Source organism: Rickettsia endosymbiont of Villa modesta, from assembly GCF_964026485.1.
In the GTDB taxonomy this organism is placed as follows: domain Bacteria; phylum Pseudomonadota; class Alphaproteobacteria; order Rickettsiales; family Rickettsiaceae; genus Rickettsia; species Rickettsia asembonensis.
Genome location: NZ_OZ032157.1, coordinates 868218 through 890472 on the forward strand (window position 1 = coordinate 868218; position 22255 = coordinate 890472).

Sequence of the window (22255 nt, forward strand, 5' to 3'; positions counted from 1 at the left end):
GTAGAAAAAGAAGAATTAAAGCTTTACCATAGAAGCGAAAGGGATAAGAGGATTTGTGATAGAATCAAAGCTGTTCTCACGTATGATGATAGCTATAGTATTGATGAGATATCGAAAGTGTTATTACTGAGTGATGAAGGGATAAGAAAACATTTAATAGATTATCATAATGCTCAGAAGCTTAAGCCTGGAAATGGCGGTAGTGATAGTAAACTTACTAGACAGGAGGAAGCAGAGTTAATAGTTCATCTAGAAAATAATAATTATGTGTATGCTAGAGATATAGGTTTGTTCATAGAACGTCAATATGGAGTAATCTATACATTAGCTGGGGTAATCAAGCTGTTACACAGACTTGGTTTTAGTTATCAGAAACCTAAGTTAATTCCTGGAAAAATAGATTTAGCTAAGCAAGAGGAATTTAAGCTGCAATATAGTTTGCTAAAAAATAATTTAGCTAAAGATGAGTCTATTTATTTTATGGATAGTGTTCATCCTCAATACCAAACTCGAGCAAAATTTGGTTGGATTAGAAAGAATGTAGTTAAAACATTACCAAGTTTCAGTGGTTGGAAGCGTAAACATATTATTGGTGCTATTAATCTTAAGGATTTAGAGGTAGTAACAACTGACAATCCTAAGGTTAATGGTGATTATATTATTGAATTTTTAAAGGAATTAGAAGCAAATAATCAAGATAAAAGTAAGATTTATTTGATATGCGATAATGCTGGATATCATAGGTCAAAAAAGGTAAAAGAATATCTACAATACAGTAAAATAGAGTTACTATTTTTGCCAGCATATAGTCCTAATTTGAATCCAATTGAACGACTGTGGAAATTTATGCATTCTGTTGTAAGTAACAATAAATTTTATGCGAATTTTGAGACATTTACTGATTCTATACGAATATTTTTTGAAAATATTGAAAAATATAAAAATAAAATTTCTTCATTGGTAAATGACGATTTTCAAACCATTGTGCCTAATCATTTTAACAACTCTTCATGTTGAAGAAGTATATAAGTTAAGGTAAGCCATAAATCAGAATAATTATAGCCAAGCATATTTACTAATATTATGCCGCTAACTGGTTGAATTATCACAGTTGGAGTAGTAAAAAGAAGATCAGCTATAACTGTGTAGTGCGAGCTGCGTATGCCTTTGCATTTAAGTCGCCGGTTTTATTTGCCCACCACATAAAAAAAGCAGTACCGCTTCCAGTACCAAATAAAATGGTAGAGCTAATAATATGAATAGTTTTTATAAAAAGATAATCCATTATTTATCTCGTTCTATAGCCATTAATACTAAAGTAAGTAATATTATTGGAATATTTTTAAATATCGGACCAAGCGGATCTAGCCATAATATTGGCTTAAGATATGTTAATAGTAGAGTATAAGCTAGTATTAATAAAATTTGTAAACTACATATCTTACTTATTTTATTTTTGATAATTAGTAGAATTCCAAGAATAATATCTGTAGCTTCCATATAATATACTTCTTCAACATGAAGAGTTGTTAAAATGATTAGGCACAATGGTTTGAAAATTGTCATTTACCAATGAAGAAATTTTATTTTTATATTTTTCAATATTTTCAAAAAATATTCGTATAGAATCAGTAAATGTCTCAAAATTCGCATAAAATTTATTGTTACTTACAACAGAATGCATAAATTTCCACAGTCGTTCAATTGGATTCAAATTAGGACTATATGCTGGCAAAAATAGTAACTCTATTTTACTGTATTGTAGATATTCTTTTACCTTTTTTGACCTATGATATCCAGCATTATCGCATATCAAATAAATCTTACTTTTATCTTGATTATTTGCTTCTAATTCCTTTAAAAATTCAATAATATAATCACCATTAACCTTAGGATTGTCAGTTGTTACTACCTCTAAATCCTTAAGATTAATAGCACCAATAATATGTTTACGCTTCCAACCACTGAAACTTGGTAATGTTTTAACTACATTCTTTCTAATCCAACCAAATCTTGCTCGAGTTTGGTATTGAGGATGAACACTATCCATAAAATAAATAGACTCATCTTTAGCTAAATTATTTTTTAGCAAACTATATTGCAGCTTAAATTCCTCTTGCTTAGCTAAATCTATTTTTCCAGGAATTAACTTAGGTTTCTGATAACTAAAACCAAGTCTGTGTAATAGCTTGATTACCCCAGCTAATGTATAGATTACTCCATATTGACGTTCTATGAACAAACCTATATCTCTAGCATACACATAATTATTATTTTCTAGATGAACTATTAACTCTGCTTCCTCCTGTCTAGTAAGTTTACTATCACTACCGCCATTTCCAGGCTTAAGCTTCTGAGCATTATGATAATCTATTAAATGTTTTCTTATCCCTCCCCATCACTCAGTAATAACACTTTCGATATCTCATCAATACTATAGCTATCATCATACATGAAAACAGCTTTGATTCTATCACAAATCCTCTTATCCCTTTCGCTTCTATGGTAAAGCTTTAATTCTTCTTTTTCTACTGATGTTAATTTTCTATAAATCCATTCTTACTTAATAACACTTGCTGACTTCTTTGACAATTTTTCATTTACTAGAGGTATATCAATTCTACTCGATGAACTTGAAAAATTGGCGACAATGTCTTTGTAAGTCCTCGGATGCTCACGTATTATTATACGCTCCGCTCCTCGGCTTATAGGCTCATTGCTCTTTTCCAAGTTGATCTTCGTATAACTCGTTTTGTAACAAGATTTTTGAAGTAGTTCGATATCATTAGCAGTATAATATTTTCTATTATTTATTTTATAATTAGATAAATCAGGGATTTTTGTCTCTAGATATCTTAATTGATGTAAAGCAACATTTGAAATGCTTAATCACTTCACTAGCAGAATAATATTTTTTTGTTAGCTTACTGTTTGTCATGTTCGTTAATTAAAGCTTTTAATTTGGAAGACGGGACAAAACGTAAATTCTTTTTTGATTCTATAATTACTGGTGATTTAGTATGAAAATTTATTCCGGGACGTGGATTTTTTTGTTTAACCTCAAAACTGCCAAAATTCTTTAAAGTTAATTTTTGCTCTTTTGCTATTTCTAAAATATTAGAAAAAACCGTATTAACTATTTCCTCGCATAAATTATTTGAAAAACCCAATTTGGAGCTTAACATAGCTGAAATTTTTTCTTTGGTAATAGTCATAAATAATACCGATTTTTTAATGATGTCATACCGTGGCTTGACCACGGTATCCAGAAAAAATTAAAAAAGGCTGGACCCCGTGGTCAAGCCACGGGGTGACAATAGTAGAACCAACGCCCACTAAATAAAATCACGAATTTGCTTTTTCTTTATTATATTCGTTAATATTTTTATTTAGCTCTTCTAATTTATCCACTAGGTGCTGACGTATTTTTTCTTGCTTCCTGCTTTTTTATAATCTTCCATTTTTGCTTTTACATCATCTATAGATTTTTGCTGTTCTTCACCTTTTTTATCTTTCTGATCTTTCACATTCTTTTTTATCTCTGCAACACTTTGTGCTATCTGATCATAAGTATTGCTTAAGGTCTGATTAAATTTATCTGCTCCCGTTTGGGCTAAGTTTGTTAAATTGTCTTTTAATTCCTGTAAATTTTCGGTAATTGTTTTTGTACTGCTTGTAGCTATTTATTCAGTTTGCACTTCATTTGCTTTTGTTTCATCCTTGGTAGGCGAATCTGCAAAAATGCTAGGTGTTAATAATAATGTAGCGGTAGCCCCTAGTGTTATTAATATTCTTTTCATTATATTCTCCGATTATTTATATTTATTGTTATATTGTTCAATTTTCTTACTTAAATCATCAAGTTTTTTTACAAGAGTTTGTCTATATTCTTCTACTTTATCATCTTTAATTTTCTGATAATCCTGCAACTCTTTCGTTAAACTTTTATATTGCTCTTTTATAGTTTCTAAAGAGTGGTCTTTACTATCCTTAGCATATTCCTCTAAATCATTAATTTTGACGGATAATTTATCTGCTACTTCATGACATTTTTTATTAAAGTCGGCAGTAATAATTTCAGCAGAATTCTTAAGGTTTTTATGTAATTCTTCAAGTGCTTCACCTATAGTTCTCATAACACCTCTTTTTGAAAATAGTTAATAAAAGTTAAACTTAAATATTATATATTCAGAATCATAAATAATATAATCTTAAAAAGCGATTTTAAAAAATACCTATTTAATATATAGTTATTATATAAAATAAATTTGAGGATGTTATGACATTAGAACTAGGAAAAAAAGCTCCTGATTTTTCGCTGCACATAGGTAACGATAAAATAATTAAACTATCGGATTTAAAAGGAAAATTCATAGTATTATATTTTTATCCGAAAGACGATACGCCTGGATGTACTATTGAAGCACAAGATTTTAATAGGCTAAAACCGGAATTCGATAAGCTTAGTACGGTAGTTATCGGAGTATCTAAAGATAAACTCGATTCTCATGATAAATTTAAAGAAAAATACGGCTTGGGATTTGACTTAGCATCCGATGCAAATTCAAACTTATGCGAACAATTAGGGGTATGGGTAGAAAAATCGATGTTCGGCAAAAAATATATGGGCATTGAGAGAGCTACGTTTTTACTTGATAAGGGAGGCATCGTTAGACATATTTGGCGTTCGGTAAATGCTAAAAATCACGCCCAAGAAGTACTTGAAAAATTACGGACTATGCTTTCTTAAGCAGTAGTGGGTTGTTGCTAGGATACGGATGTCATTCCCGCGGAAGCGGGAATCCAGCATAAAGCGAGATAAATCGAGCTTTTAATTTCAAAAATTTGCTGTATTTATACTTTTTTCTGGATTCTCGCCTACGCGGGAATGACATCGAGTAGGTTTTCCGATCCACACAATAATCCCTGCTCGCAATGACGGAAAGCCGATTCATGCCACAATCCCAATTTTTCAAATTAAACTGGTATAAATTATTTCTTCCATCTATTGTGAAACCAGAACCATTGAGAAGGATTTTGCTTAACCCATGCTCCTAGCATTTGATTAATATTAAGCATAATATTATAGCAATCAACTTTATTATCACCGGTTTGCTCAAACTTTAATTGCGGGTGAACTATTACTTTAAAATAACTGCCTTTAGTTCTAATGATTTGGCAAGGTATAATTGGATATTTATACTGCAAAGCAATTTTAGCTATGGCGTTTGCAGTCATAGCAGGATATCCTAAAAAAGGCACTTCAATTCCATCGTTCATTTTTTGATCAACAAGCATAACAATAGATTCACTCTCCTTGATAGCCCTAACTAAAGCTCTGCTACCGTCAGGACCTTTCGGTATAAGCCTCAATTTATCACTAGCCCGACTTTCATTAATTAGCTTATTAACATACGGGTTATTTGCTTTACGATAAATTACGGCAAATTTCGGATAAGATTTATGCAGAAGATTAAGACCGATATCCCAATTGGCAAAGTGACCGCTAAACAATAAAAAGGGTTGCCCTCCTAGCTTTTTAATATTCTCAATACCTATTATCTCGGCTCTATTTTCTAACTCGGTTTCACTCATTTTATTAATATAAGCACTCTCGCCTATAAATCTGCCGAAATTATCCCAAGTTTGATCTATGATTTTTTCAACATCACACATATCGCCGAATACTGCTTTAATATTTCGTCTAGCAATTTTATTAACGGCGAATAATATACCGACTTTTCTTGCTATGAAACTACAAATATCTGCCGCTTTATCTACACCGAATATTCCTGTTACTTTAAGGAATATAACGACGATAAAATACTCAATTAAATATCTGAGCTTTTTTAAAAATTTTTTCATTTAATAAATCAGGGTTGTTTATAGATAGTTCTACATCTAAACAGACAATATTATTCTTTAAATCATTGAACTTAATATGATCTTTTCTTGTAGTAATTAAGGTAGCACTATGCTCTTTAGCTAATGAATATAAATTTTCTAAATCCGCTTGTAAATAATTATAATGATCAGGAAAAATTTTGTAACCGGTTATATTCAATCCATAATTTTTTAAAGTCGAAAAGAAACGCTCAGGATTACCGATACCGCTAAAAGCAAAATAATTTTTAGTGTTGTCTATATTACTTGAGGGTATGATTTGAGCATTTATTAGTTTACCTGTATAAGGCACTAGTTCATTTTGTATTTTATCGTGATTGCTACTGACTAAAAAGATTAAATCAGCTGCATCAAGGGCTTTATTTGGATATTGTCTTAAAGGACCGGCAGGAATTAGAAAGCCATTGCCGAAAAGCCTTTGGCTATCTACTGAAACTATAGTAAAATCTTTATGAAAATAAGGATTTTGTAGGAAATCATCAATTATTATTATATCAGGTTTAAGCTCGTTAATTAATGGTAAAATCTCTTTAATATTTTTAGTAGCAATAACTGTTCCGCACTTTGCAAGTATTATAGATTCATCTCCTACCTCTAATGCTGTATGTCCTTGATGTATGGTAGTGGCACTTTTAAGGTTACTACCATAAGCCTTAGTTACTATTACAAAACTTACATTTTTAGCTCTCAGTAATTTGGCTAGATACATTACTATCTGTGTCTTACCCGTACCTCCTACGCTACAATTACCGACACAAATAACTTTAGCAGGCAACATAATAGGACGTGCTAAACTAGCTCGTAAATAGCCTAAAAATTGATATATCAAGCTTACCGGCAAAAGCAAATAAGCTATAATATTTCGCTTCTGCCAAAATTCAGGATATAAAAGTTTGATCATATTAATATAAATTAGGTTAATATTCGTGTTGTTGAGTGGCTCAAAAAACCTACTCTATGTCATCCCCACGTGGCATTGTTGCGTGGACCGGTAAAACCCAATGTGTCACCCCGTGGCTTGACCACGGGGTCCATAAAAACAATAAAAAATACTAATAATTTTAGTATTTTAACTGGATCCCGTGGTCAAGCCACGGGATGACAGAGGTGAAATTGATCCACGCAACAATGCTACGCGGGAATGACATGAAACTATACAATAAAACCTATTTATCAAAATTTACGGCAATTAAAAATAAAGTCAAACGGATTGATTGCTTTGTTGTCTAGTAGAATTTCAAAATGCAAATGCTCACCCGTAGCATTACCGGTTTTTCCTTGTATACCGATAAATTGACCCCGCTTAATTTTATTTCCTTCCTTAACTGACATTTCCTTTAAATGAGCATATTTCGTAACAAATTTGCGTCCATGTTTAATCTCAACAAAATTCCCGTAATCAGATGCTCTAGCGGCTTTTATAACAATTCCGCTTGCTGCTGCATATATCGGTGCTGCTTTTTTAGCTTGCAAATCAATACCGCTATGGAAACATTTCTTTTTTCTTTTCTTTTTATGAGGACTGTTCCTAGTTCCGTAATGGCTAGTAATTTTTGGCTCGTATTCCGGCATCATAAGCGGAATCGTGCTAATTATTCTATCAAGTTTGGTTAATTCCGAGATGTTATTCCTATGAGTTTGTTTTTTTGCAAAATAGCTAGCTTCCGGTTTAGAGAGAAACTTATATTTTGAATTTAGCTTTGTTACAACTGTCTTTATATCAGCTATTTTTATTTCAGCTGCTTTATTAAATTCTGCCGGATTTTTATTATGGAATTTTTGTAGAAAAATCTTATTTTGTTTAGGGTTATTAATTATTAGACCTAAGTTTTTTGCATATATACATTTGCTATTTTTATTTGTTAAATCATACTGTACTACTAAATTTGCATGACTGATTTTATATTTTTGCTTTAATTGAGATGAAGTCGTAGAAAGTAATGTAGTATCACTAGATTCTTTAATACTGCTGCAACCTTGAACAAGAAAAACTATAAACAGTAAAAAGATATATTTTTGAAGAGACATTAAAGATCACTATACTCCTGTGAAATGAATAGTTGATATACGAAGTTCAACTTGGAAAAGAGCAAGGCATTTTGAAGCTTTTAACCGCAGCGTACATACTAGTCGTGAGGATTAAAAGCAAAAAATAACGAAGCCAATTTTTCAAGTTCAACGAGTATAATACGTAAATTTTAAATTAAGAAGGTTGCTTAAATATTCCGTTAATTTTTCTAATTCCTCTTTTATATTTGGAGGATTAATTAACATTAACCCACACTTTACCATATTTTTATCACTATTTAAAAGCTCATATTCAATAATTATAGTTTCTTTAAATCCGATATTCTTGTAGTTGTGGTAAAAATCACGGACTAAAGGTAAATCTTTTATAGGATACCAAATTAAGACGGGATTATTAAGAACTCGTAGCTTAATTTTTTTAAGAGCTTCGAGTAGTTTTTGAAACTCATTTTTGACCTCAAAAGGCGGATCAAGAAAAATTAACCCTCTATTCTCTTTAAACGGTAGAAAAGCTTTAATCGCATTATACGCATCTATATTATGCGTATTATTCGGTAGTAGTTTTTTTAAACTCAAGTAATCGCTTGGATGAAGCTCACAGGCAATTAAACGATCATTCAGTCGTAATAATTGTTTAATTATAAAAGGTGAACCGGGATAATGATTAAGACCTGCTAGATTTACTATATTTAAAAAAACTTTTAGAAGTTCAGGAATAGGGTCTGTAAGCTTCAATAATTTGTCAATGCCGTTATTACTCTCTAAAGTCTTAGAAGCCGCCTCTGAGTTTAAATCGTAAAGACCAAGACCCGCAAAAGCATCTAAAACCGCAAAAGGCTTTTCTTTTTTCTTAAGCTGTTCTAAAATGCTAATTAGCACTAAATGTTTGACTATATCAGCAAAATTGCCTGCATGGTAAATATGACGATAGTTCAAAATTATAAACCGTATTTCTTTTTTAACAATTCTGTTGCTTCTTCTGAAGTAAGAAGTTTATCACTATTATTATTTCTTCTTGCTAAAGCAATTTCTGCATCTTCTCTATTTTCTTTTAATTCACGTAAGTAATTCTTAATTTCTACCCATATTAATTGAGCTTTACTAGCCATAAAACTAATCATTAATTCTTTCTGTATAGGATCGCTTTCTGCAATAATTAATGCTAGTGATGTCATAGCACTTACTCCAATATTTTTTAACCCAATATTTGCTTTGGTAAGATAAAGTAAAAAAAGTAAACAACCTATTCTTTTATTACCATCACTAAATGGATGATCTTTATATTATGAAATACAACAAATGAGCTGCTTTTTCTTCTGCCGAGTTATATAAAGATTTACCTTCAAAAGTTTGATCAATATTACCTAAAATTCCTTTAAAACTATTGTCTCTTTCAGCTCCAAATAAATTACTTATTTCTGCATCCTCTTGTTTGCCTAATTCTTGCTTTAATTTTTTAATTGCTTCTAAAGATTCTTGGTAGCTTAATAATCCATTAGTTTCTAACTGTAATTTTGTCGGTGGATTTAATTTGTCTTCATCATATTTAACTAATATCTTCCATGTTTTAGAGTAATTCTTTATAAGGTTAATTAATTCTTGTCCTGTACTATTTACCAAATTTTGATTTATCAAAGTATTAGTTAATAGTTCTACTGCTTGTTGTAGATTATTTAATTTCTTTTGAGTGATTTTATCTTGATTAATGCTATAGCCTTTAATGAGATATTCTTTAAGTAAGTTAGTAGCCCACTTTCTAAAAGCAATCCCTCTCCTAAAATTTACCCTATACCCGACTGATATTATTGCATCTAAATTATAATATTCCCCTTGTCTTTCGCCCCTCCTTTCTCCTTCTATTTGAACTGTTGCAAAAAACGCAACAGTTGCGTTCTCTTCTAATTCTCTTTCTTTAAATATACTCTTTAGATGTCTTGAAATTACTGATTTATCTCGAGCAAATAGTTCTACTATTTGATTTAAAGATAGCCAAACAGTTTCGTCTATTATCTTGACTTCAACATTAACTTCCCCATTTTCATCTTGATAAATTACTATCTGACTTTCCATTTCTTTATTCATTAGCTCTTATTCCTCTAGATATGCTTTACCATCAGTAGCAGTTGTGGCAAAAAATGCAACCGCTGCTTTTCCTAAACATTTTTTATTATTGCAAGCCATTCTTCTTCTTCAATAATTTTAATATTAAGCTCTTTAGCTTTTTTAAGTTTGCTGCCTGCATCAACGCCTGCTACGACTAAATACGTGTTAGATGATACGCTAGCTGCAACTTTAGCCCCAAGTTTTTCAGCCGTTGCTTTAGATTCCGCTCTAGATATCGTCGGTAAACTACCGGTAAATACTACTATTTTGCCCGTTAAACTGCTTTGTTCTCTAATCTCTTTATAATCTTCAATATTTAATACTTCACCAAGTTTTTTGATAAGCGTGGTATTTTCTTTAATATCAAAAAAATCAATAATATCTACTAGAATCTTATCGCCGATACCCTCTAAATCATTTAATTTCTGATAAATATCAGGATCATTTTTGCTAAGCAATTCCATTTGAGCTATAAAATTAGCATAGCTGCCAAATTCTCTAGCAAGCAATTTAGCGTTTTGTTCACCGATATGCCTTATACCCAGAGCATATATGAATCTTGGCAAGCTAACGTTCTTTGATTTCTCGATATTTTTAAAAAGATTCTCTACTGATTTTTTGCCCCACCCATCCATATTCTCTAATTTGGTTAAACTAGAATCATTTTTTTCTTTTAAAAAGAATATATCGAGTGGATTGCTAATTAATCCCTTATCTATTAAAAACTCAACTTGCTTACGTCCAAGCCCTTCAATATCCATAGCATTTTTCGATACAAAATGACGGATACGCTCATAATTCTGAGCAGGACAGTTAAGACCGTTATCACAGCGTATAATAATATCTTCAGGCACATAATGCAACTTAAAATTACATGACGGGCAAAATAAAGGAGTATCAAACGGTGCGGTATCATTAGGGCGTTTATCAAAATCAACTCCCATGATTTTAGGAATAACATCACCGGCACGCTGCAGAAATACATAATCACCAATCCGTACGTCTTTTCGCATGATTTCCTGAAAATTATGCAGCGTTGCTCTGCTAACGGTTACCCCGCCTATTTCTATAAGTTCAAGCTCGGCTACCGGCGTTAAAGTACCGGTTCTACCGACCTGCACCGTAATAGAAAGCAGCTTCGTTTGCCCTATTATTGCAGGAAATTTATGAGCGGTAGCAAATCTTGGAGATCTAGCGATAAACCCCATTCTATTTTGCAGTGCAAAATCATTTAGCTTATATACTACTCCATCAATTTCATAAGGTAATTTTTCTCTATTTGTTTTGAGATATTCATAAAAGGTGAAAATTTCTTCTTCGGAATTTGTAAGCTTAGATATTTCATTAACACTAAAACCGAATTCTTTTAACTTTATAAGTAATTGATCTTGTGAAGAAGCTAGATGCTGCTCAGTTACTCCTCCTGAATAAACAAAATATTTGAGCGGTCTTTGAGCCGTAATAGAAGCATCAAGCTGACGAAGCGAACCGGCAGCAGCATTACGGGGGTTAGCAAATTTATCTCTGCCCTGCTCTTCTTGTTCTTCATTTAGGTTTAAAAAATCTTGTTTTTCAATATAAATTTCCCCGCGTACTTCTAAAAACTCCGGAGCATTATCTATTTTATGAGGAAAATTTTTGATTGTTTTAATATTTGCCGTTATATCTTCACCGACATATCCGTCACCTCTTGTAGCTCCCGTTATAAGTAGCCCGTTTTTATAAATAGCAGAAAAAGACAAACCGTCTATTTTAGGCTCACAAAAGATAGGAGCAAACTCATCAAGACGTAAGAAGTTTTTAATGCGGTCTATAAAATCTCTTACATCTTGCTCATCAAAAACATTACTAAGAGATAGCATAGGTGATTGATGCGTAACTTTAGCAAATTTATTTGCTATTTTAGCACCTACTTTTTTGCTAGGACTATTTTCTAAAACTAAATGGGGAAATTTCTGCTCTAGCTTTAGATTGGTATTAAATAGCTGATCATACTCGGCATCTGAAACTAAAGGATTATCTTCTATGTAATAAGCATGATTATACGCTGCTATTTTACAGCTGAGTTCTTCTAGTAATTTTTTTGCTTCTTCTGCAGATATTAAATCAATATTTTGCATTAGTAATTCATGTTTTTTAAGTGACTTTGTTGAATGACATCGAACAGGTTTTTCTAGGTCATATGATAAAACAAACCATCTTAAGAATCAAAATCAAAATCTTTACCTAGTTTAATATATTCTCTAATGCGACTCATGAGGCTTTGAAAATATGTAAGATTATGCCAAGTCATTAGCATAGAGCCAAGTATCTCACCGATTCTAACTAAATGATGCAAATAAGCTTTACTATAGTTTTTACAAGCAGGACATAGGCAATCATGCTCTAACGGCTCGTTATCATCTGCGTATTTGCTATTGCGGATATTTACCGTGCCGTATTTGGTAAAAGCCTGACCGTTACGACCTGAACGTGTTGGGATTACACAGTCAAACATATCTATACCTCTGTTAACCGCACCGATAATATCAGCAGGCTTACCGACTCCCATTAAATAACGCGGCTTATTTTGCGGCAGAAAATTAGGAGCATAATCAAGTACTTTAAACATAAGCTCTTGCCCCTCACCTACTGCAAGCCCGCCTATAGCATAGCCCTCAAAATCGAGTTCTACTAAATCTTTAGCTGACTGCTCACGTAATTCTTCGTAAACACTACCTTGAATAATACCGAATTGTGCGTAGCCTTCCCGCTTAACAAAAGCATTACGTGATCTATTTGCCCATCTAGTCGTAAGCTGCATAGAAGTTTTAGCTTCTTCAAAGGTTACAGGGTAAGGCGTACATTCATCAAAAGCCATAGTAATGGTACTACCGAGCAGATATTGTATTTCGGTAGAACGCTCAGGCGTTAACATATATTTATCACCGTTAATATGAGAGCTGAAACTTACTCCTTCTTCGGTTATCTTGCGTAACTTCGATAACGACATTACCTGAAAACCGCCGGAATCGGTTAATATCGGCTTATCCCAATTCATGAATTTATGCAAACCGCCAAGGTGTGCTATACGCTCGGCAGTCGGCTGCAGCATTAAATGGTAAGTATTTCCGAGTAATATATCCGCTCCGGTTTCAGCTACTGATTCAGGCAGTATTGCCTTAACGGTTCCTCTAGTCCCGACCGGCATGAAAGCAGGGGCACGAATCTCACCGTGTGCGGTTGTGATAACACCGCTTCTAGCTTTTTTATTCTGATGATGAATATTAAAAGAAAATTTTGACACTAATAATCACTTATTTTTAAAAGCAATATCTTAGCATACTATAATTTATCCTGGAATATAAAAATTAAGATTAAAGGTCGCAATACTTAAAAAATCATCAAGTATTGAACCACAAAGTTTTAACTCAGTATAAGATTTATTATATATTTCCGTTTTAATCAGTCCAAGTAAATATAAAGTCCCAATTACTGAAAAGAGAACTATACTGTTTGGAGTGTTTAATAATTTATCTTCAATAAAAGCAGTAATGGTTCCTTTAGGCTCGTGTAAGATTTGAGCAACTAGCTCTCTTAAAATAACATGATCAAATGAGCTTTGCTCTAAGATTTTTAATATAGTGAAATTATTTTGCCGACAATATGAATTAAGGAGTTCTCTACGACGCTTACGATTTTCAGAATTTGAGAGTGGTGTTAGAAAGATTATTATTTTTTTAGTGGAAGTCATTTTGATTTACCCCGTTTAGTTAAACTTAGATTTTTAAGTTCTAACCACCACAAAATATTTTATGGTGGTTGGGGAGTTAGAAAAACCGCTACTAACAGTTCACAATAGATTTTAAGCTCAAAGTAACCCCTAAGCTCTGGACATGTCTATCGTCATCCCCAACCATAAGTGCTGAGGATTGCACCATATAATGGCTGATGCATAACCATAATAGCAAGAGGTTTCTAAGCCCCGAAATAGCATTTTGCCATTCCGGTTATGATTCTATATACAACTTCCCAAAAAAGTCAATTAAACTTTACGTTTTATTGTTTTTTTCCTTTTCTAATCTAGTTTGTACCTCTATAAGCTTTTGACAAAATGCGATAAAATTCCTCGCTGTTTGTCGTGCTTGTTCTTCTGTGATTTCACCGTTATAAGCATTGTAAATAGCTTTAACTACATTATTAAATTGGCATTGCTAACTAAAGAGAGATGTCATATCGTGGCTTGTCCACGATATCCAGGAAAACAACTTAAAATACTAGATGTTTAGGCATTTTTTTTTGGATCCCGTGAATAAATCTATAGTACTGGACAATTTTCAAAAAGCTCTCGATGTCATCCCTGCGAAAGCAGGGATCCATGCTAAAAAAATCCTGATTTCAAAGATTTTTTTATTATTATCTCTCTTTAGTTAGCAATGCCTTTAAATTTTTCTTTTATTGTTTCTTTATTCATAATGTTATTCCTTTCTGTTAATGATGTTTTCAACTCTAAATAATTATATTTATAGGTGAATTAAATTTATAATTATTACAATCAATAATTATAGTTATTGACTTATTTTAATTACTTCTATAGATTACTTCTCTTAAATGATAATTAAACTCTGTCATTCATAATATAATCTAATTTTTAAGAGTTAACATATGGAAAATAAAGAAGAAGAAACTTTAACCTCTGAGTTAATAATAGATGAAAAGGAGGAAAAGCGTTTAAAAGCTCAAAATGCAAGGAAAGAACTTAAGTTAATATTAATAACATTTGCTATTATTCTTACTAGTTTTTTAACTTTTTGTTATTTCTTTTTTAACTATATAGAAGAAAAAGCAGCAGAGTATAAATTACAGCAAGAACAAGAAGCAAAAGTAAATAATAAAACAGAATGAAGTTGTTTAAATACAATGTAATCAAAAGTTATTAATCTATTTAAAGTTAAAATTATTTGTTATTGCAATTTTTTAACTTTTGCTTTAATTGTAATCAACTATTATTAATATAAATAAAATAACTTTTATGGAAGATATAAGCTCTTGGAAAGAAAAGTTTGAAATTTGCATTTACGCTAAAAAGCTGATTGATAAACTCGAATATTTAAACGATAAAGTAAAAAATCCTGTTGATATAGAGGAAATCAAAAAAGGTATCTACTACGCCCGTAAATATCACGGCTTGCAAATGCGTCAATCAGGCGATCCTTGCTACTCTCACCCAATTGAGGTAGCGATTATGCTTGCGGAGTTTGTAGCAGACGAAGCCCCTAAGCTTTTTACTTCTAATATGATAAATGCTGCTCTACTTCACGATACTATTGAGGATACAGAACTTACTGAAGAGATGATTACCGAAATTTTTGAAATAGAAGTAGCGGGACATGTAGAGGGTTTAACTAGAATCAAACCTTATGGAAAAATCAGTGCCGAGGAAAGCTTAAACCTGTTAATCAAACAAAAAAGATATGATACCGCACTTATAAAATTATTTGATCGTATTCATAATGTACAAACATTAGCAGCTAAATCACCTAAGAAAGCTAGAAAAGTAATAAAGGAAACTCTAATACATTTTATTAGCTTTGCTACATATTTAGAAATTCCTGTTTTAACTCATCGCTTAATTGAATTATGTAACGAAAATTTAGGTATATCTAGCTTTAAACCAATACAACAAAATATATTTTCCTTTTAAGGATAATTTTTAGCCTTTTTCTCTAGCTTGTAAAAATGTGAGACCCCCCACATTGAACTTAATATTATAGGAACAGTTATAACTGATATTCCCCAATTACCCAAATATTTAGTAAAATATACTCAACCAAATGAAGTAAGAATACTCATAAAAGTTCTAGATAAAGCATATAAAAGACTCGCATTTAGAAAATAAGGAATAGCTACTGTAAAGATTATAAATGCCCCAAATTTTACTTTTAGGAAGTGTTGAGAGATAAGAAATTAAGTAGAGAATTATAGGAAGGATATTTTTTTGGAAGAAATAGTGTTTAAAATTAAGATAATTTTTGTTCAGTATATTCTTTAACTTGAAAAGTTGGAAAATGAATATTTAGATGAGCGAATAATCAATGTTCTTATGGATAATTAATATCTAATACTACCAATTTTTCAGGTAAAAGAAGTATATATACAAAATTAGTAAAAATCAGTGGAGATTTTGTTATTATCTATGCGTTATCCATTATAATATTAGCTAGCCGTTAAAACGGTTAAGCGTTTCAAATTAAAACATATAGCATTCATAAATTCCGAGAATTGATTTTTGGCAATACCAATATATCTGACACGTTTATTATCTTGTGAGAATACTCTTTCAAAAGGTGCTCTAATTTTTGTATAATATCTATCAAGGTCAAAATTTTTATCTTTCATGTTATTTTTCTTTACAGCACAAAGATGCACTTCTTGCCTAGTTGCTGTATCTTTGGTAGACTTTGTACAATATGCTTTATCTACATATGCAGCACCGGAGCGTGGCATAACGTGTTTAAAACCTTTGCTATCAGTAACATTTGCAGAGGTAACTGCAACCTTATTAATAATCCCTGATTGGATATCAACGCTAACATGTTTTTTATAACCATACCAAAACTTATTACCTCCTTTACAACCAATTTTAGCTTGTTTATCATTCGCAACTTTGGGCAAAGTCTCATTATTTAGCTTGTCATATTTTTGCTTCCTCAACTCATCACGTTCTGTCCAAAGACTAGCTTTTGAGATCAAATGAGAGGCATCTACAAAGGTAAATACCTCGCTCATATAACCTTGCTTTCGTAGTTGTTCTCTAAAGTTTGCAAATATTTTTGATAGTAAGTTAGTACCTATTTTCTTACGTATTTTACTAAACACACTATAATCTGGAGTCGTCTCTGTAAGAGCAAAATCACAAAACCATTTGCCGGCATTACTATCAGCCAAATAACGTTCTAATTCTCGATCAGATAAGTCTTCCATAAATTGTAGAAGTAAACATTTAAATAACCTCAATGCTCCATAGCCTTTATAATTAGCTTCAGTTTCTATCGCTAATAACTCTCTTGCAACTGCTTTGAAATTAAATTAACTTTTAAATTTACGATATTGATGTTCCGGGCTAACTAATTCATCTAAACTGACCATTGTTATTTGATGCTCTGACATTTTTTACTTTCTTATTTTTTTATCACATTATAACCTTTTACTCTTCATAGCTCAACACTCCCTCTATAGAAAATGAAATTAGTATAACTTGTAATATCAATAAACTCAAAGGAGTAGTTATTATATTTAATAAATAAGGAAAAATAAGAATGCCAAATATTACTATTTTAACTCTTAAAAGAGTTAAGGGATAGATATACTTCTTCAACATGAAGAGTTGTTAAAATGATTAGGCACAATGGTTTGAAAATTGTCATTTACCAATGAAGAAATTTTATTTTTATATTTTTCAATATTTTCAAAAAATATTCGTATAGAATCAGTAAATGTCTCAAAATTCGCATAAAATTTATTGTTACTTACAACAGAATGCATAAATTTCCACAGTCGTTCAATTGGATTCAAATTAGGACTATATGCTGGCAAAAATAGTAACTCTATTTTACTGTATTGTAGATATTCTTTTACCTTTTTTGACCTATGATATCCAGCATTATCGCATATCAAATAAATCTTACTTTTATCTTGATTATTTGCTTCTAATTCCTTTAAAAATTCAATAATATAATCACCATTAACCTTAGGATTGTCAGTTGTTACTACCTCTAAATCCTTAAGATTAATAGCACCAATAATATGTTTACGCTTCCAACCACTGAAACTTGGTAATGTTTTAACTACATTCTTTCTAATCCAACCAAATCTTGCTCGAGTTTGGTATTGAGGATGAACACTATCCATAAAATAAATAGACTCATCTTTAGCTAAATTATTTTTTAGCAAACTATATTGCAGCTTAAATTCCTCTTGCTTAGCTAAATCTATTTTTCCAGGAATTAACTTAGGTTTCTTATAACTAAAACCAAGTCTGTGTAATAGCTTGATTACCCCAGCTAATGTATAGATTACTCCATATTGACGTTCTATGAACAAACCTATATCTCTAGCATACACATAATTATTATTTTCTAGATGAACTATTAACTCTGCTTCCTCCTGTCTAGTAAGGTTACTATCACTACCGCCATTTCCAGGCTTAAGCTTCTGAGCATTATGATAATCTATTAAATGTTTTCTTATCCCTCCCCATCACTCAGTAATAACACTTTCGATATCTCATCAATACTATAGCTATCATCATACATGAAAACAGCTTTGATTCTATCACAAATCCTCTTATCCCTTTCGCTTCTATGGTAAAGCTTTAATTCTTCTTTTTCTACTGATGTTAATTTTCTATAAATCCATTCTTACTTAATAACACTTGCTGACTTCTTTGACAATTTTTCATTTACTAGAGGTATATTTAACTTAACTATCTTATAGTAAAAATATTACATTACAAAAAGAAATTTTTCTTGCAATTTATAAAAAATTTAAGCAAACTAACGAAAATAAAAATATGGTTTAATTATGTAAATAAATATAGGAGTTTAATATGGCACAAGATAATATTCCAAAATCAGTAAAAGATAGAATAAAAGAGTGGGAAAACAAAACAAATATGTCAGATACCCCACCAAAAAATACAAAACCGGCTGTTCCTCCAAAACCTACTCCTGAGAAAATAAAGGCATGGAGCGAGGAACATAAAAAACAGACTGACTTAACTACACATTCCCAAGCACTTAATATATTTGTCGATACCACATCTCCACAAGTGGAAACCCAAAAGCCTATTATTTTTTCAAAACCCGCTCCGGAACAAACAAAAGTACCGGAAGAAACACCTAAAAAACAATCTAATTTAACCGTACAAGAAAAAATAGAAAAATTTTTTAAAAATCATAATATTGATACCAAAGATGCTTTTATTCCGGAATTTAGCCGCTATATAAAATTAAGCAATTCTATGACAGGAAAGCGTCTTGACGTTACTGTTAAAGCTTATGAACAATCATTAGGACGACTAATAAATCAAGTAGGAGTACCTCAAAAAGAGTTTGTTTCTTTTATAGAAGATGAGCTAATAAAGAATCATCCACATAAAGATAAATTTGAGAAAATCAATCAACATTATAAATTACCTGAACCACCTAAATTACCTGATATAATTGATAATCTTAGAGAATTAGTAAACAATGATGATATAATAGGTCATTTAAAACAAAGTAGAAAACACATTGAATTTAAAGAAAAAGTAAATAACCTTATTCAAATTTATGATGATAATAAACATAATCCAGCTGCTATAACTAAAGTTGAAGCAAAACTGAAAGAGGTAGGTAAATGGTGTGAAGAAACTACAAAAATGGATAATAATCCTATTTGGAAAAATATTGGTAATTTTATAAAATATTCATTCACCGGAGATAAAGCTAAAGCTGCTTTTTATAAAGACGCTATAAAAAATTCTACTCAAAATACTAAAAAAGCTATAGCAGAAATACAAAAATCTCTTACTAATCCTTCTCCTCATTCATCTAATGTACCACCATCGAAGAATAAAGGAGAAAGATATAGAAGCTAATAAAAACTTTTAGGATCGATATCTATTTTTAGATGGCAAAAAGAAGGAATTTTTATAAGGCTTAGCCAAAATTTTAAATATTTCTGCAAATTAAATTTCTTATCGGCTATAATAAGTATCCGGTAACGATATTTACCGGCGAGCTTTGACATTAATGAGCTTGCCGGTCCTAAAATTTTCACGTTTGCTTTTGGTGCAATTCGGACCATATTTCTAGCAATCTCTAAAATTTTAGACTCATTGGAACCTGATAAAATTACCGATGCCGTTTTGGAAAATGGTGGCATATCTGCTGATTTTCTTATTTCAAGTTCATTTGCAAAAAAACTATCTTCATCGCCGGCTTTAACATAACTAAAAATTATATTATCAGGATAATAGCTTTGTAAATATACTACACCTTTACCATCTCCCCTACCCGCTCTACCTCCTACTTGATGTAGTAGCTGAAAAGTTCGCTCAGATGCTCTAAGATCGGCGTTATTGCTTCCAAGATCAGCATCTATTACTCCAACTAAAGTAAGATTCGGGAAGTGATAACCTTTTGTTATTATTTGTGTGCCTATTAAAACATCAATTTCTAAATTTTCCATTTGATGTAGAAGCTGTGCTATTTTTTCAGGGTTTTTAGCATGATCTTTACTTATCACCGCAATTTTACTCTCAGGAAAGAGTGCTTTCGCTTCTTCCTCTATTCTTTCTATACCTGGACCACAGATAGTTAATGTTTCATCCTCTAGACATTCAGGACAAGAACTAAAAATTTTACTTTGATAACCGCAATGATGACATTCAAGTTTTTTAGTCGCTTTATGTACTACCATCCAAGAAGAGCAGAATTTACAGGTAAATCTATGACCACAAGCTTTACATAGCATGAGCGGTGCATAGCCTCGCCTATTAAGAAATAATAATGTTTGCTTTTTATTAGCTAAATTATTTTTGATAGCTTCTATAAGAATCTTAGATAAATAAGAATTCTTAGATAGCTTTTCTTTACCCATGTCGATCATTTCTATATTCGGTAAGTCGACATTTTTGTATCTATTAATCAATGTAATCAATTGATATTTACCTATTTCTACATTGTACATTGTTTCAATAGACGGTGTTGCCGAACACAAAACAATTTGTGCTTTATCAAATATACCTCTTACGATAGCTGTATCCCTAGCATTATATAATATACCGTCATCTTGTTTATAGGAATCGTCATGCTCTTCATCTATAACCACCAAACCGAGATTTTTAAAAGGTAAAAACAAACTACTTCTAGCCCCAATTACTACTTTAACTTTATCGCTTAATATACCTCTTAAAATCATTTTCTTTTGAGCTTTGGTAACGCTTGAGTTCCATATGATAGGCTCAAAACCGAATCGCTCTATAAAACGATTAATAATTTGTGTACTTAAAGCAATTTCAGGCAACATCACAAGCACTTGTTTGTCTTTTGCTAAGTAATCTGCTATCAGCCGGAAATATATTTCCGTTTTACCTGACCCCGTAACACCCTTAATAATCACAGGCTTACGGCTTTCATTTAAGATTGTTACTGCTCTATTCTGCTCTTCCGACAAATCGGGTAGCACAAAGTTATTATTTACTTTCTGCTCTTTAACTTTGATCGGTTTTTCGGCGATATCTATAGGCAGTACTAACTTGGCTATGCTCCCAAGTTCCGACATATAGTAGCTACTCATCCATTTAACTAACTCTAAAACTTCTGAGGTAATACTTAAATTTAACGGTACTTTTTCTTTTACGGTTTTTAGCTTTTTCGCTTCAGGAATAGTGGTGAACTCCCATATTATGCCGGTTAATTCCTTATTTCTAAAAGGCACTACAACAAGATCACCAATATTTAGCTCTAAATCTTCCGGTATTAAATAATCTAAAGGAAATAATTTTGCTGCCGGTAATAATATTTTTGCTATTCGCATATATAATGTATTTTATAATTTTTTTTTTATTATATACTAAAACTAACAGATTGTAGAAAGTTAGATGAAAAAAATTATTATAGCAATTTCCGGAGCATCAGGTGCTATATACGGTATTCGCTTGCTTGAAGTACTAAAAGAGCAAAATATTGAGACTCATTTAGTGATTTCAGAGGGAGCTCTTCTCACCATAAAGCTCGAAACTAAATATTCCATAGATGAAGTTAAGTTTCTAGCTGATTATTGTTATGACGATAAAGATTTAGGTGCTAGCATTTCAAGCGGTTCTTTTAAAACCTTGGGAATGATAATAGCCCCTTGTAGTATGAAGACCTTAGCAAGTATCGCTCACTCAATGGAAGATAGTTTAATTAGTAGAGCGGTAGGAGTTGTACTTAAAGACAGACGAAAACTTATTTTAATGACCCGTGAAACGCCTTTGCATATCGGACATTTAGAAAATATGTTAAAAGTTGCAAATTACGGCGGGATAATAGCACCGCCCGTGCCGGCTTTTTATAATAATCCTGCAAGCATAGATGATATAGTGAATCATTCTATTACTAGAGTTTTAGATTTTTTCGATATTGAAACTAATTTAATTAAAAGGTGGGGGAGTGTTTAATTAAAAATTAGTTCTAAATATAATAATAGTACT

General features: G+C 31.6%; 24 protein-coding genes and 3 pseudogenes. 7 read left to right on the forward strand and 20 right to left on the reverse strand.

Annotated features, from left to right (window positions below; translation table 11 throughout):
* Positions 1 to 63 precede the first annotated feature (63 nt).
* Positions 64 to 1017 carry an IS630 family transposase gene (locus AC5584_RS05010; RefSeq protein ID WP_499216985.1) on the forward strand — a complete coding sequence of 318 codons (954 nt, stop codon included), beginning with the start codon at positions 64 to 66 and terminating at the stop codon, positions 1015 to 1017.
* On the opposite strand, the gene AC5584_RS05015 is transcribed toward AC5584_RS05010, so the two are convergent.
* From AC5584_RS05015 to AC5584_RS05050, 8 genes and pseudogenes are all read right to left on the reverse strand, one after another.
* Positions 993 to 1109 (reverse strand): hypothetical protein, encoded by a 117-nt coding sequence (locus AC5584_RS05015; protein ID WP_499216061.1) that lies wholly within the window; start codon positions 1107 to 1109, stop codon positions 993 to 995. The genes AC5584_RS05010 and AC5584_RS05015 overlap by 25 nt on opposite strands.
* Positions 1110 to 1135: 26 nt before the next feature.
* Positions 1136 to 1285, reverse strand: a complete 150-nt coding sequence (locus AC5584_RS05020) for a DUF2269 family protein (protein ID WP_499216062.1) — start codon at positions 1283 to 1285, stop codon at positions 1136 to 1138.
* A complete protein-coding gene (locus tag AC5584_RS05025) occupies positions 1285 to 1500 on the reverse strand; it encodes a DoxX-like family protein (RefSeq protein ID WP_499216063.1) in 216 nt (71 codons plus the stop codon). The genes AC5584_RS05020 and AC5584_RS05025 overlap by 1 nt, the downstream gene beginning before the upstream one ends.
* A 13-nt stretch (positions 1501 to 1513) precedes the next feature.
* Positions 1514 to 2389 (reverse strand): IS630 family transposase, encoded by an 876-nt coding sequence (locus AC5584_RS05030; protein WP_499216986.1) that lies wholly within the window; start codon positions 2387 to 2389, stop codon positions 1514 to 1516.
* A gap of 362 nt (positions 2390 to 2751) precedes the next feature.
* A pseudogene (locus AC5584_RS05035) lies at positions 2752 to 2938 on the reverse strand (MerR family transcriptional regulator); the annotation flags it as partial.
* On the reverse strand, positions 2925 to 3215 hold the full coding sequence (locus AC5584_RS05040; RefSeq protein WP_499162590.1) for an HU family DNA-binding protein: 291 nt from the start codon (positions 3213 to 3215) through the stop codon (positions 2925 to 2927). The pseudogene AC5584_RS05035 and the gene AC5584_RS05040, both read right to left, overlap by 14 nt.
* A 130-nt stretch (positions 3216 to 3345) precedes the next feature.
* Positions 3346 to 3800 (reverse strand): annotated as a pseudogene (locus AC5584_RS05045) (hypothetical protein).
* A 12-nt stretch (positions 3801 to 3812) separates the two neighbouring features.
* On the reverse strand, positions 3813 to 4136 hold the full coding sequence (locus tag AC5584_RS05050) for a hypothetical protein (RefSeq protein ID WP_499162589.1): 324 nt from the start codon (positions 4134 to 4136) through the stop codon (positions 3813 to 3815).
* A gap of 143 nt (positions 4137 to 4279) precedes the next feature.
* Here AC5584_RS05050 and bcp point away from each other — a divergent pair, with 143 nt between their 5' ends.
* Positions 4280 to 4750 (forward strand): thioredoxin-dependent thiol peroxidase, encoded by a 471-nt coding sequence (gene bcp, locus AC5584_RS05055; protein WP_499216064.1) that lies wholly within the window; start codon positions 4280 to 4282, stop codon positions 4748 to 4750.
* Between the two features lie 242 nt (positions 4751 to 4992).
* Here bcp and AC5584_RS05060 read toward each other — a convergent pair whose 3' ends face one another.
* Positions 4993 to 5865 carry a lipid A biosynthesis lauroyl acyltransferase gene (locus tag AC5584_RS05060; protein WP_499216065.1) on the reverse strand — a complete coding sequence of 291 codons (873 nt, stop codon included), beginning with the start codon at positions 5863 to 5865 and terminating at the stop codon, positions 4993 to 4995.
* Positions 5828 to 6805 (reverse strand): tetraacyldisaccharide 4'-kinase, encoded by a 978-nt coding sequence (lpxK, locus tag AC5584_RS05065; RefSeq protein ID WP_499216066.1) that lies wholly within the window; start codon positions 6803 to 6805, stop codon positions 5828 to 5830. The genes AC5584_RS05060 and lpxK overlap by 38 nt, the downstream gene beginning before the upstream one ends.
* Positions 6806 to 6877: 72 nt before the next feature.
* Between lpxK and AC5584_RS05070 the strand changes: the two are divergent.
* Positions 6878 to 7041: pseudogene (locus tag AC5584_RS05070) on the forward strand (tRNA lysidine(34) synthetase TilS); the annotation flags it as partial.
* 36 nt (positions 7042 to 7077) lie between these two features.
* Here the strand turns inward: AC5584_RS05070 and AC5584_RS05075 are convergent.
* From AC5584_RS05075 to AC5584_RS05105, 7 genes are all read right to left on the reverse strand, one after another.
* Complete coding sequence (locus tag AC5584_RS05075) at positions 7078 to 7932, reverse strand: M23 family metallopeptidase (protein WP_499216067.1); 855 nt, start codon at positions 7930 to 7932, stop codon at positions 7078 to 7080.
* 147 nt (positions 7933 to 8079) lie between these two features.
* Positions 8080 to 8868, reverse strand: a complete 789-nt coding sequence (rlmJ, locus tag AC5584_RS05080; RefSeq protein ID WP_499216068.1) for a 23S rRNA (adenine(2030)-N(6))-methyltransferase RlmJ — start codon at positions 8866 to 8868, stop codon at positions 8080 to 8082.
* 2 nt (positions 8869 to 8870) lie between these two features.
* Entirely contained in the window at positions 8871 to 9107 is a 237-nt protein-coding gene (locus tag AC5584_RS05085) for a hypothetical protein (RefSeq protein WP_499216069.1), read from the reverse strand.
* A 103-nt stretch (positions 9108 to 9210) separates the two neighbouring features.
* Positions 9211 to 10014, reverse strand: a complete 804-nt coding sequence (locus AC5584_RS05090) for a virulence RhuM family protein (protein ID WP_499216070.1) — start codon at positions 10012 to 10014, stop codon at positions 9211 to 9213.
* A gap of 71 nt (positions 10015 to 10085) precedes the next feature.
* Positions 10086 to 12155 carry an NAD-dependent DNA ligase LigA gene (gene ligA, locus AC5584_RS05095; RefSeq protein ID WP_499216071.1) on the reverse strand — a complete coding sequence of 690 codons (2070 nt, stop codon included), beginning with the start codon at positions 12153 to 12155 and terminating at the stop codon, positions 10086 to 10088.
* Positions 12156 to 12235: 80 nt separating this feature from the next.
* Positions 12236 to 13321 carry a tRNA guanosine(34) transglycosylase Tgt gene (gene tgt / locus AC5584_RS05100; protein ID WP_499216072.1) on the reverse strand — a complete coding sequence of 362 codons (1086 nt, stop codon included), beginning with the start codon at positions 13319 to 13321 and terminating at the stop codon, positions 12236 to 12238.
* Between the two features lie 45 nt (positions 13322 to 13366).
* Positions 13367 to 13768: a hypothetical protein gene (locus AC5584_RS05105; RefSeq protein WP_499216073.1), complete on the reverse strand. Its 402-nt coding sequence runs from the start codon at positions 13766 to 13768 to the stop codon at positions 13367 to 13369.
* Positions 13769 to 14679: 911 nt separating this feature from the next.
* On the opposite strand from AC5584_RS05105, the gene AC5584_RS05110 reads away from it, so the two are divergent.
* Together AC5584_RS05110 and AC5584_RS05115 are read left to right on the forward strand one after the other, a co-directional pair.
* Positions 14680 to 14919 carry an RP671a family tick cell line-upregulated protein gene (locus AC5584_RS05110; RefSeq protein ID WP_499216074.1) on the forward strand — a complete coding sequence of 80 codons (240 nt, stop codon included), beginning with the start codon at positions 14680 to 14682 and terminating at the stop codon, positions 14917 to 14919.
* Between the two features lie 127 nt (positions 14920 to 15046).
* A complete protein-coding gene (locus AC5584_RS05115; protein WP_499216075.1) occupies positions 15047 to 15718 on the forward strand; it encodes an HD domain-containing protein in 672 nt (223 codons plus the stop codon).
* Between the two features lie 512 nt (positions 15719 to 16230).
* Here the strand turns inward: AC5584_RS05115 and AC5584_RS05120 are convergent.
* Positions 16231 to 17067 (reverse strand): transposase, encoded by an 837-nt coding sequence (locus AC5584_RS05120; RefSeq protein ID WP_499216920.1) that lies wholly within the window; start codon positions 17065 to 17067, stop codon positions 16231 to 16233.
* Between the two features lie 321 nt (positions 17068 to 17388).
* Positions 17389 to 18264 carry an IS630 family transposase gene (locus tag AC5584_RS05125; protein WP_499216987.1) on the reverse strand — a complete coding sequence of 292 codons (876 nt, stop codon included), beginning with the start codon at positions 18262 to 18264 and terminating at the stop codon, positions 17389 to 17391.
* A gap of 358 nt (positions 18265 to 18622) precedes the next feature.
* Here AC5584_RS05125 and AC5584_RS05130 point away from each other — a divergent pair, with 358 nt between their 5' ends.
* Entirely contained in the window at positions 18623 to 19654 is a 1032-nt protein-coding gene (locus AC5584_RS05130) for a hypothetical protein (RefSeq protein ID WP_499216076.1), read from the forward strand.
* Here AC5584_RS05130 and AC5584_RS05135 read toward each other — a convergent pair.
* Positions 19651 to 21597 carry a primosomal protein N' gene (locus tag AC5584_RS05135; protein WP_499216077.1) on the reverse strand — a complete coding sequence of 649 codons (1947 nt, stop codon included), beginning with the start codon at positions 21595 to 21597 and terminating at the stop codon, positions 19651 to 19653. The genes AC5584_RS05130 and AC5584_RS05135 overlap by 4 nt on opposite strands.
* Positions 21598 to 21661: 64 nt before the next feature.
* Between AC5584_RS05135 and AC5584_RS05140 the strand changes: the two genes are divergently transcribed.
* Positions 21662 to 22222, forward strand: coding sequence for a UbiX family flavin prenyltransferase (locus AC5584_RS05140; RefSeq protein ID WP_499216078.1), 561 nt, complete (start codon positions 21662 to 21664; stop codon positions 22220 to 22222).
* Positions 22223 to 22255 lie beyond the last annotated feature (33 nt).

Coding starts and splice junctions, on each gene's coding strand:
- AC5584_RS05020 (WP_499216062.1), bottom strand. CDS start 1,285: ATGGATTATCTTTTTATAAAAACTATTCATATTATTAGCTCTACCATT.
- AC5584_RS05025 (WP_499216063.1), bottom strand. CDS start 1,500: ATGGAAGCTACAGATATTATTCTTGGAATTCTACTAATTATCAAAAAT.
- AC5584_RS05040 (WP_499162590.1), bottom strand. CDS start 3,215: ATGACTATTACCAAAGAAAAAATTTCAGCTATGTTAAGCTCCAAATTG.
- AC5584_RS05050 (WP_499162589.1), bottom strand. CDS start 4,136: ATGAGAACTATAGGTGAAGCACTTGAAGAATTACATAAAAACCTTAAG.
- bcp (WP_499216064.1), top strand. CDS start 4,280: ATGACATTAGAACTAGGAAAAAAAGCTCCTGATTTTTCGCTGCACATA.
- AC5584_RS05060 (WP_499216065.1), bottom strand. CDS start 5,865: ATGAAAAAATTTTTAAAAAAGCTCAGATATTTAATTGAGTATTTTATC.
- lpxK (WP_499216066.1), bottom strand. CDS start 6,805: ATGATCAAACTTTTATATCCTGAATTTTGGCAGAAGCGAAATATTATA.
- AC5584_RS05075 (WP_499216067.1), bottom strand. CDS start 7,932: ATGTCTCTTCAAAAATATATCTTTTTACTGTTTATAGTTTTTCTTGTT.
- AC5584_RS05085 (WP_499216069.1), bottom strand. CDS start 9,107: ATGACATCACTAGCATTAATTATTGCAGAAAGCGATCCTATACAGAAA.
- AC5584_RS05090 (WP_499216070.1), bottom strand. CDS start 10,014: ATGAATAAAGAAATGGAAAGTCAGATAGTAATTTATCAAGATGAAAAT.
- ligA (WP_499216071.1), bottom strand. CDS start 12,155: ATGCAAAATATTGATTTAATATCTGCAGAAGAAGCAAAAAAATTACTA.
- AC5584_RS05105 (WP_499216073.1), bottom strand. CDS start 13,768: ATGACTTCCACTAAAAAAATAATAATCTTTCTAACACCACTCTCAAAT.
- AC5584_RS05110 (WP_499216074.1), top strand. CDS start 14,680: ATGGAAAATAAAGAAGAAGAAACTTTAACCTCTGAGTTAATAATAGAT.
- AC5584_RS05115 (WP_499216075.1), top strand. CDS start 15,047: ATGGAAGATATAAGCTCTTGGAAAGAAAAGTTTGAAATTTGCATTTAC.
- AC5584_RS05130 (WP_499216076.1), top strand. CDS start 18,623: ATGGCACAAGATAATATTCCAAAATCAGTAAAAGATAGAATAAAAGAG.
- AC5584_RS05135 (WP_499216077.1), bottom strand. CDS start 21,597: ATGCGAATAGCAAAAATATTATTACCGGCAGCAAAATTATTTCCTTTA.
- AC5584_RS05140 (WP_499216078.1), top strand. CDS start 21,662: ATGAAAAAAATTATTATAGCAATTTCCGGAGCATCAGGTGCTATATAC.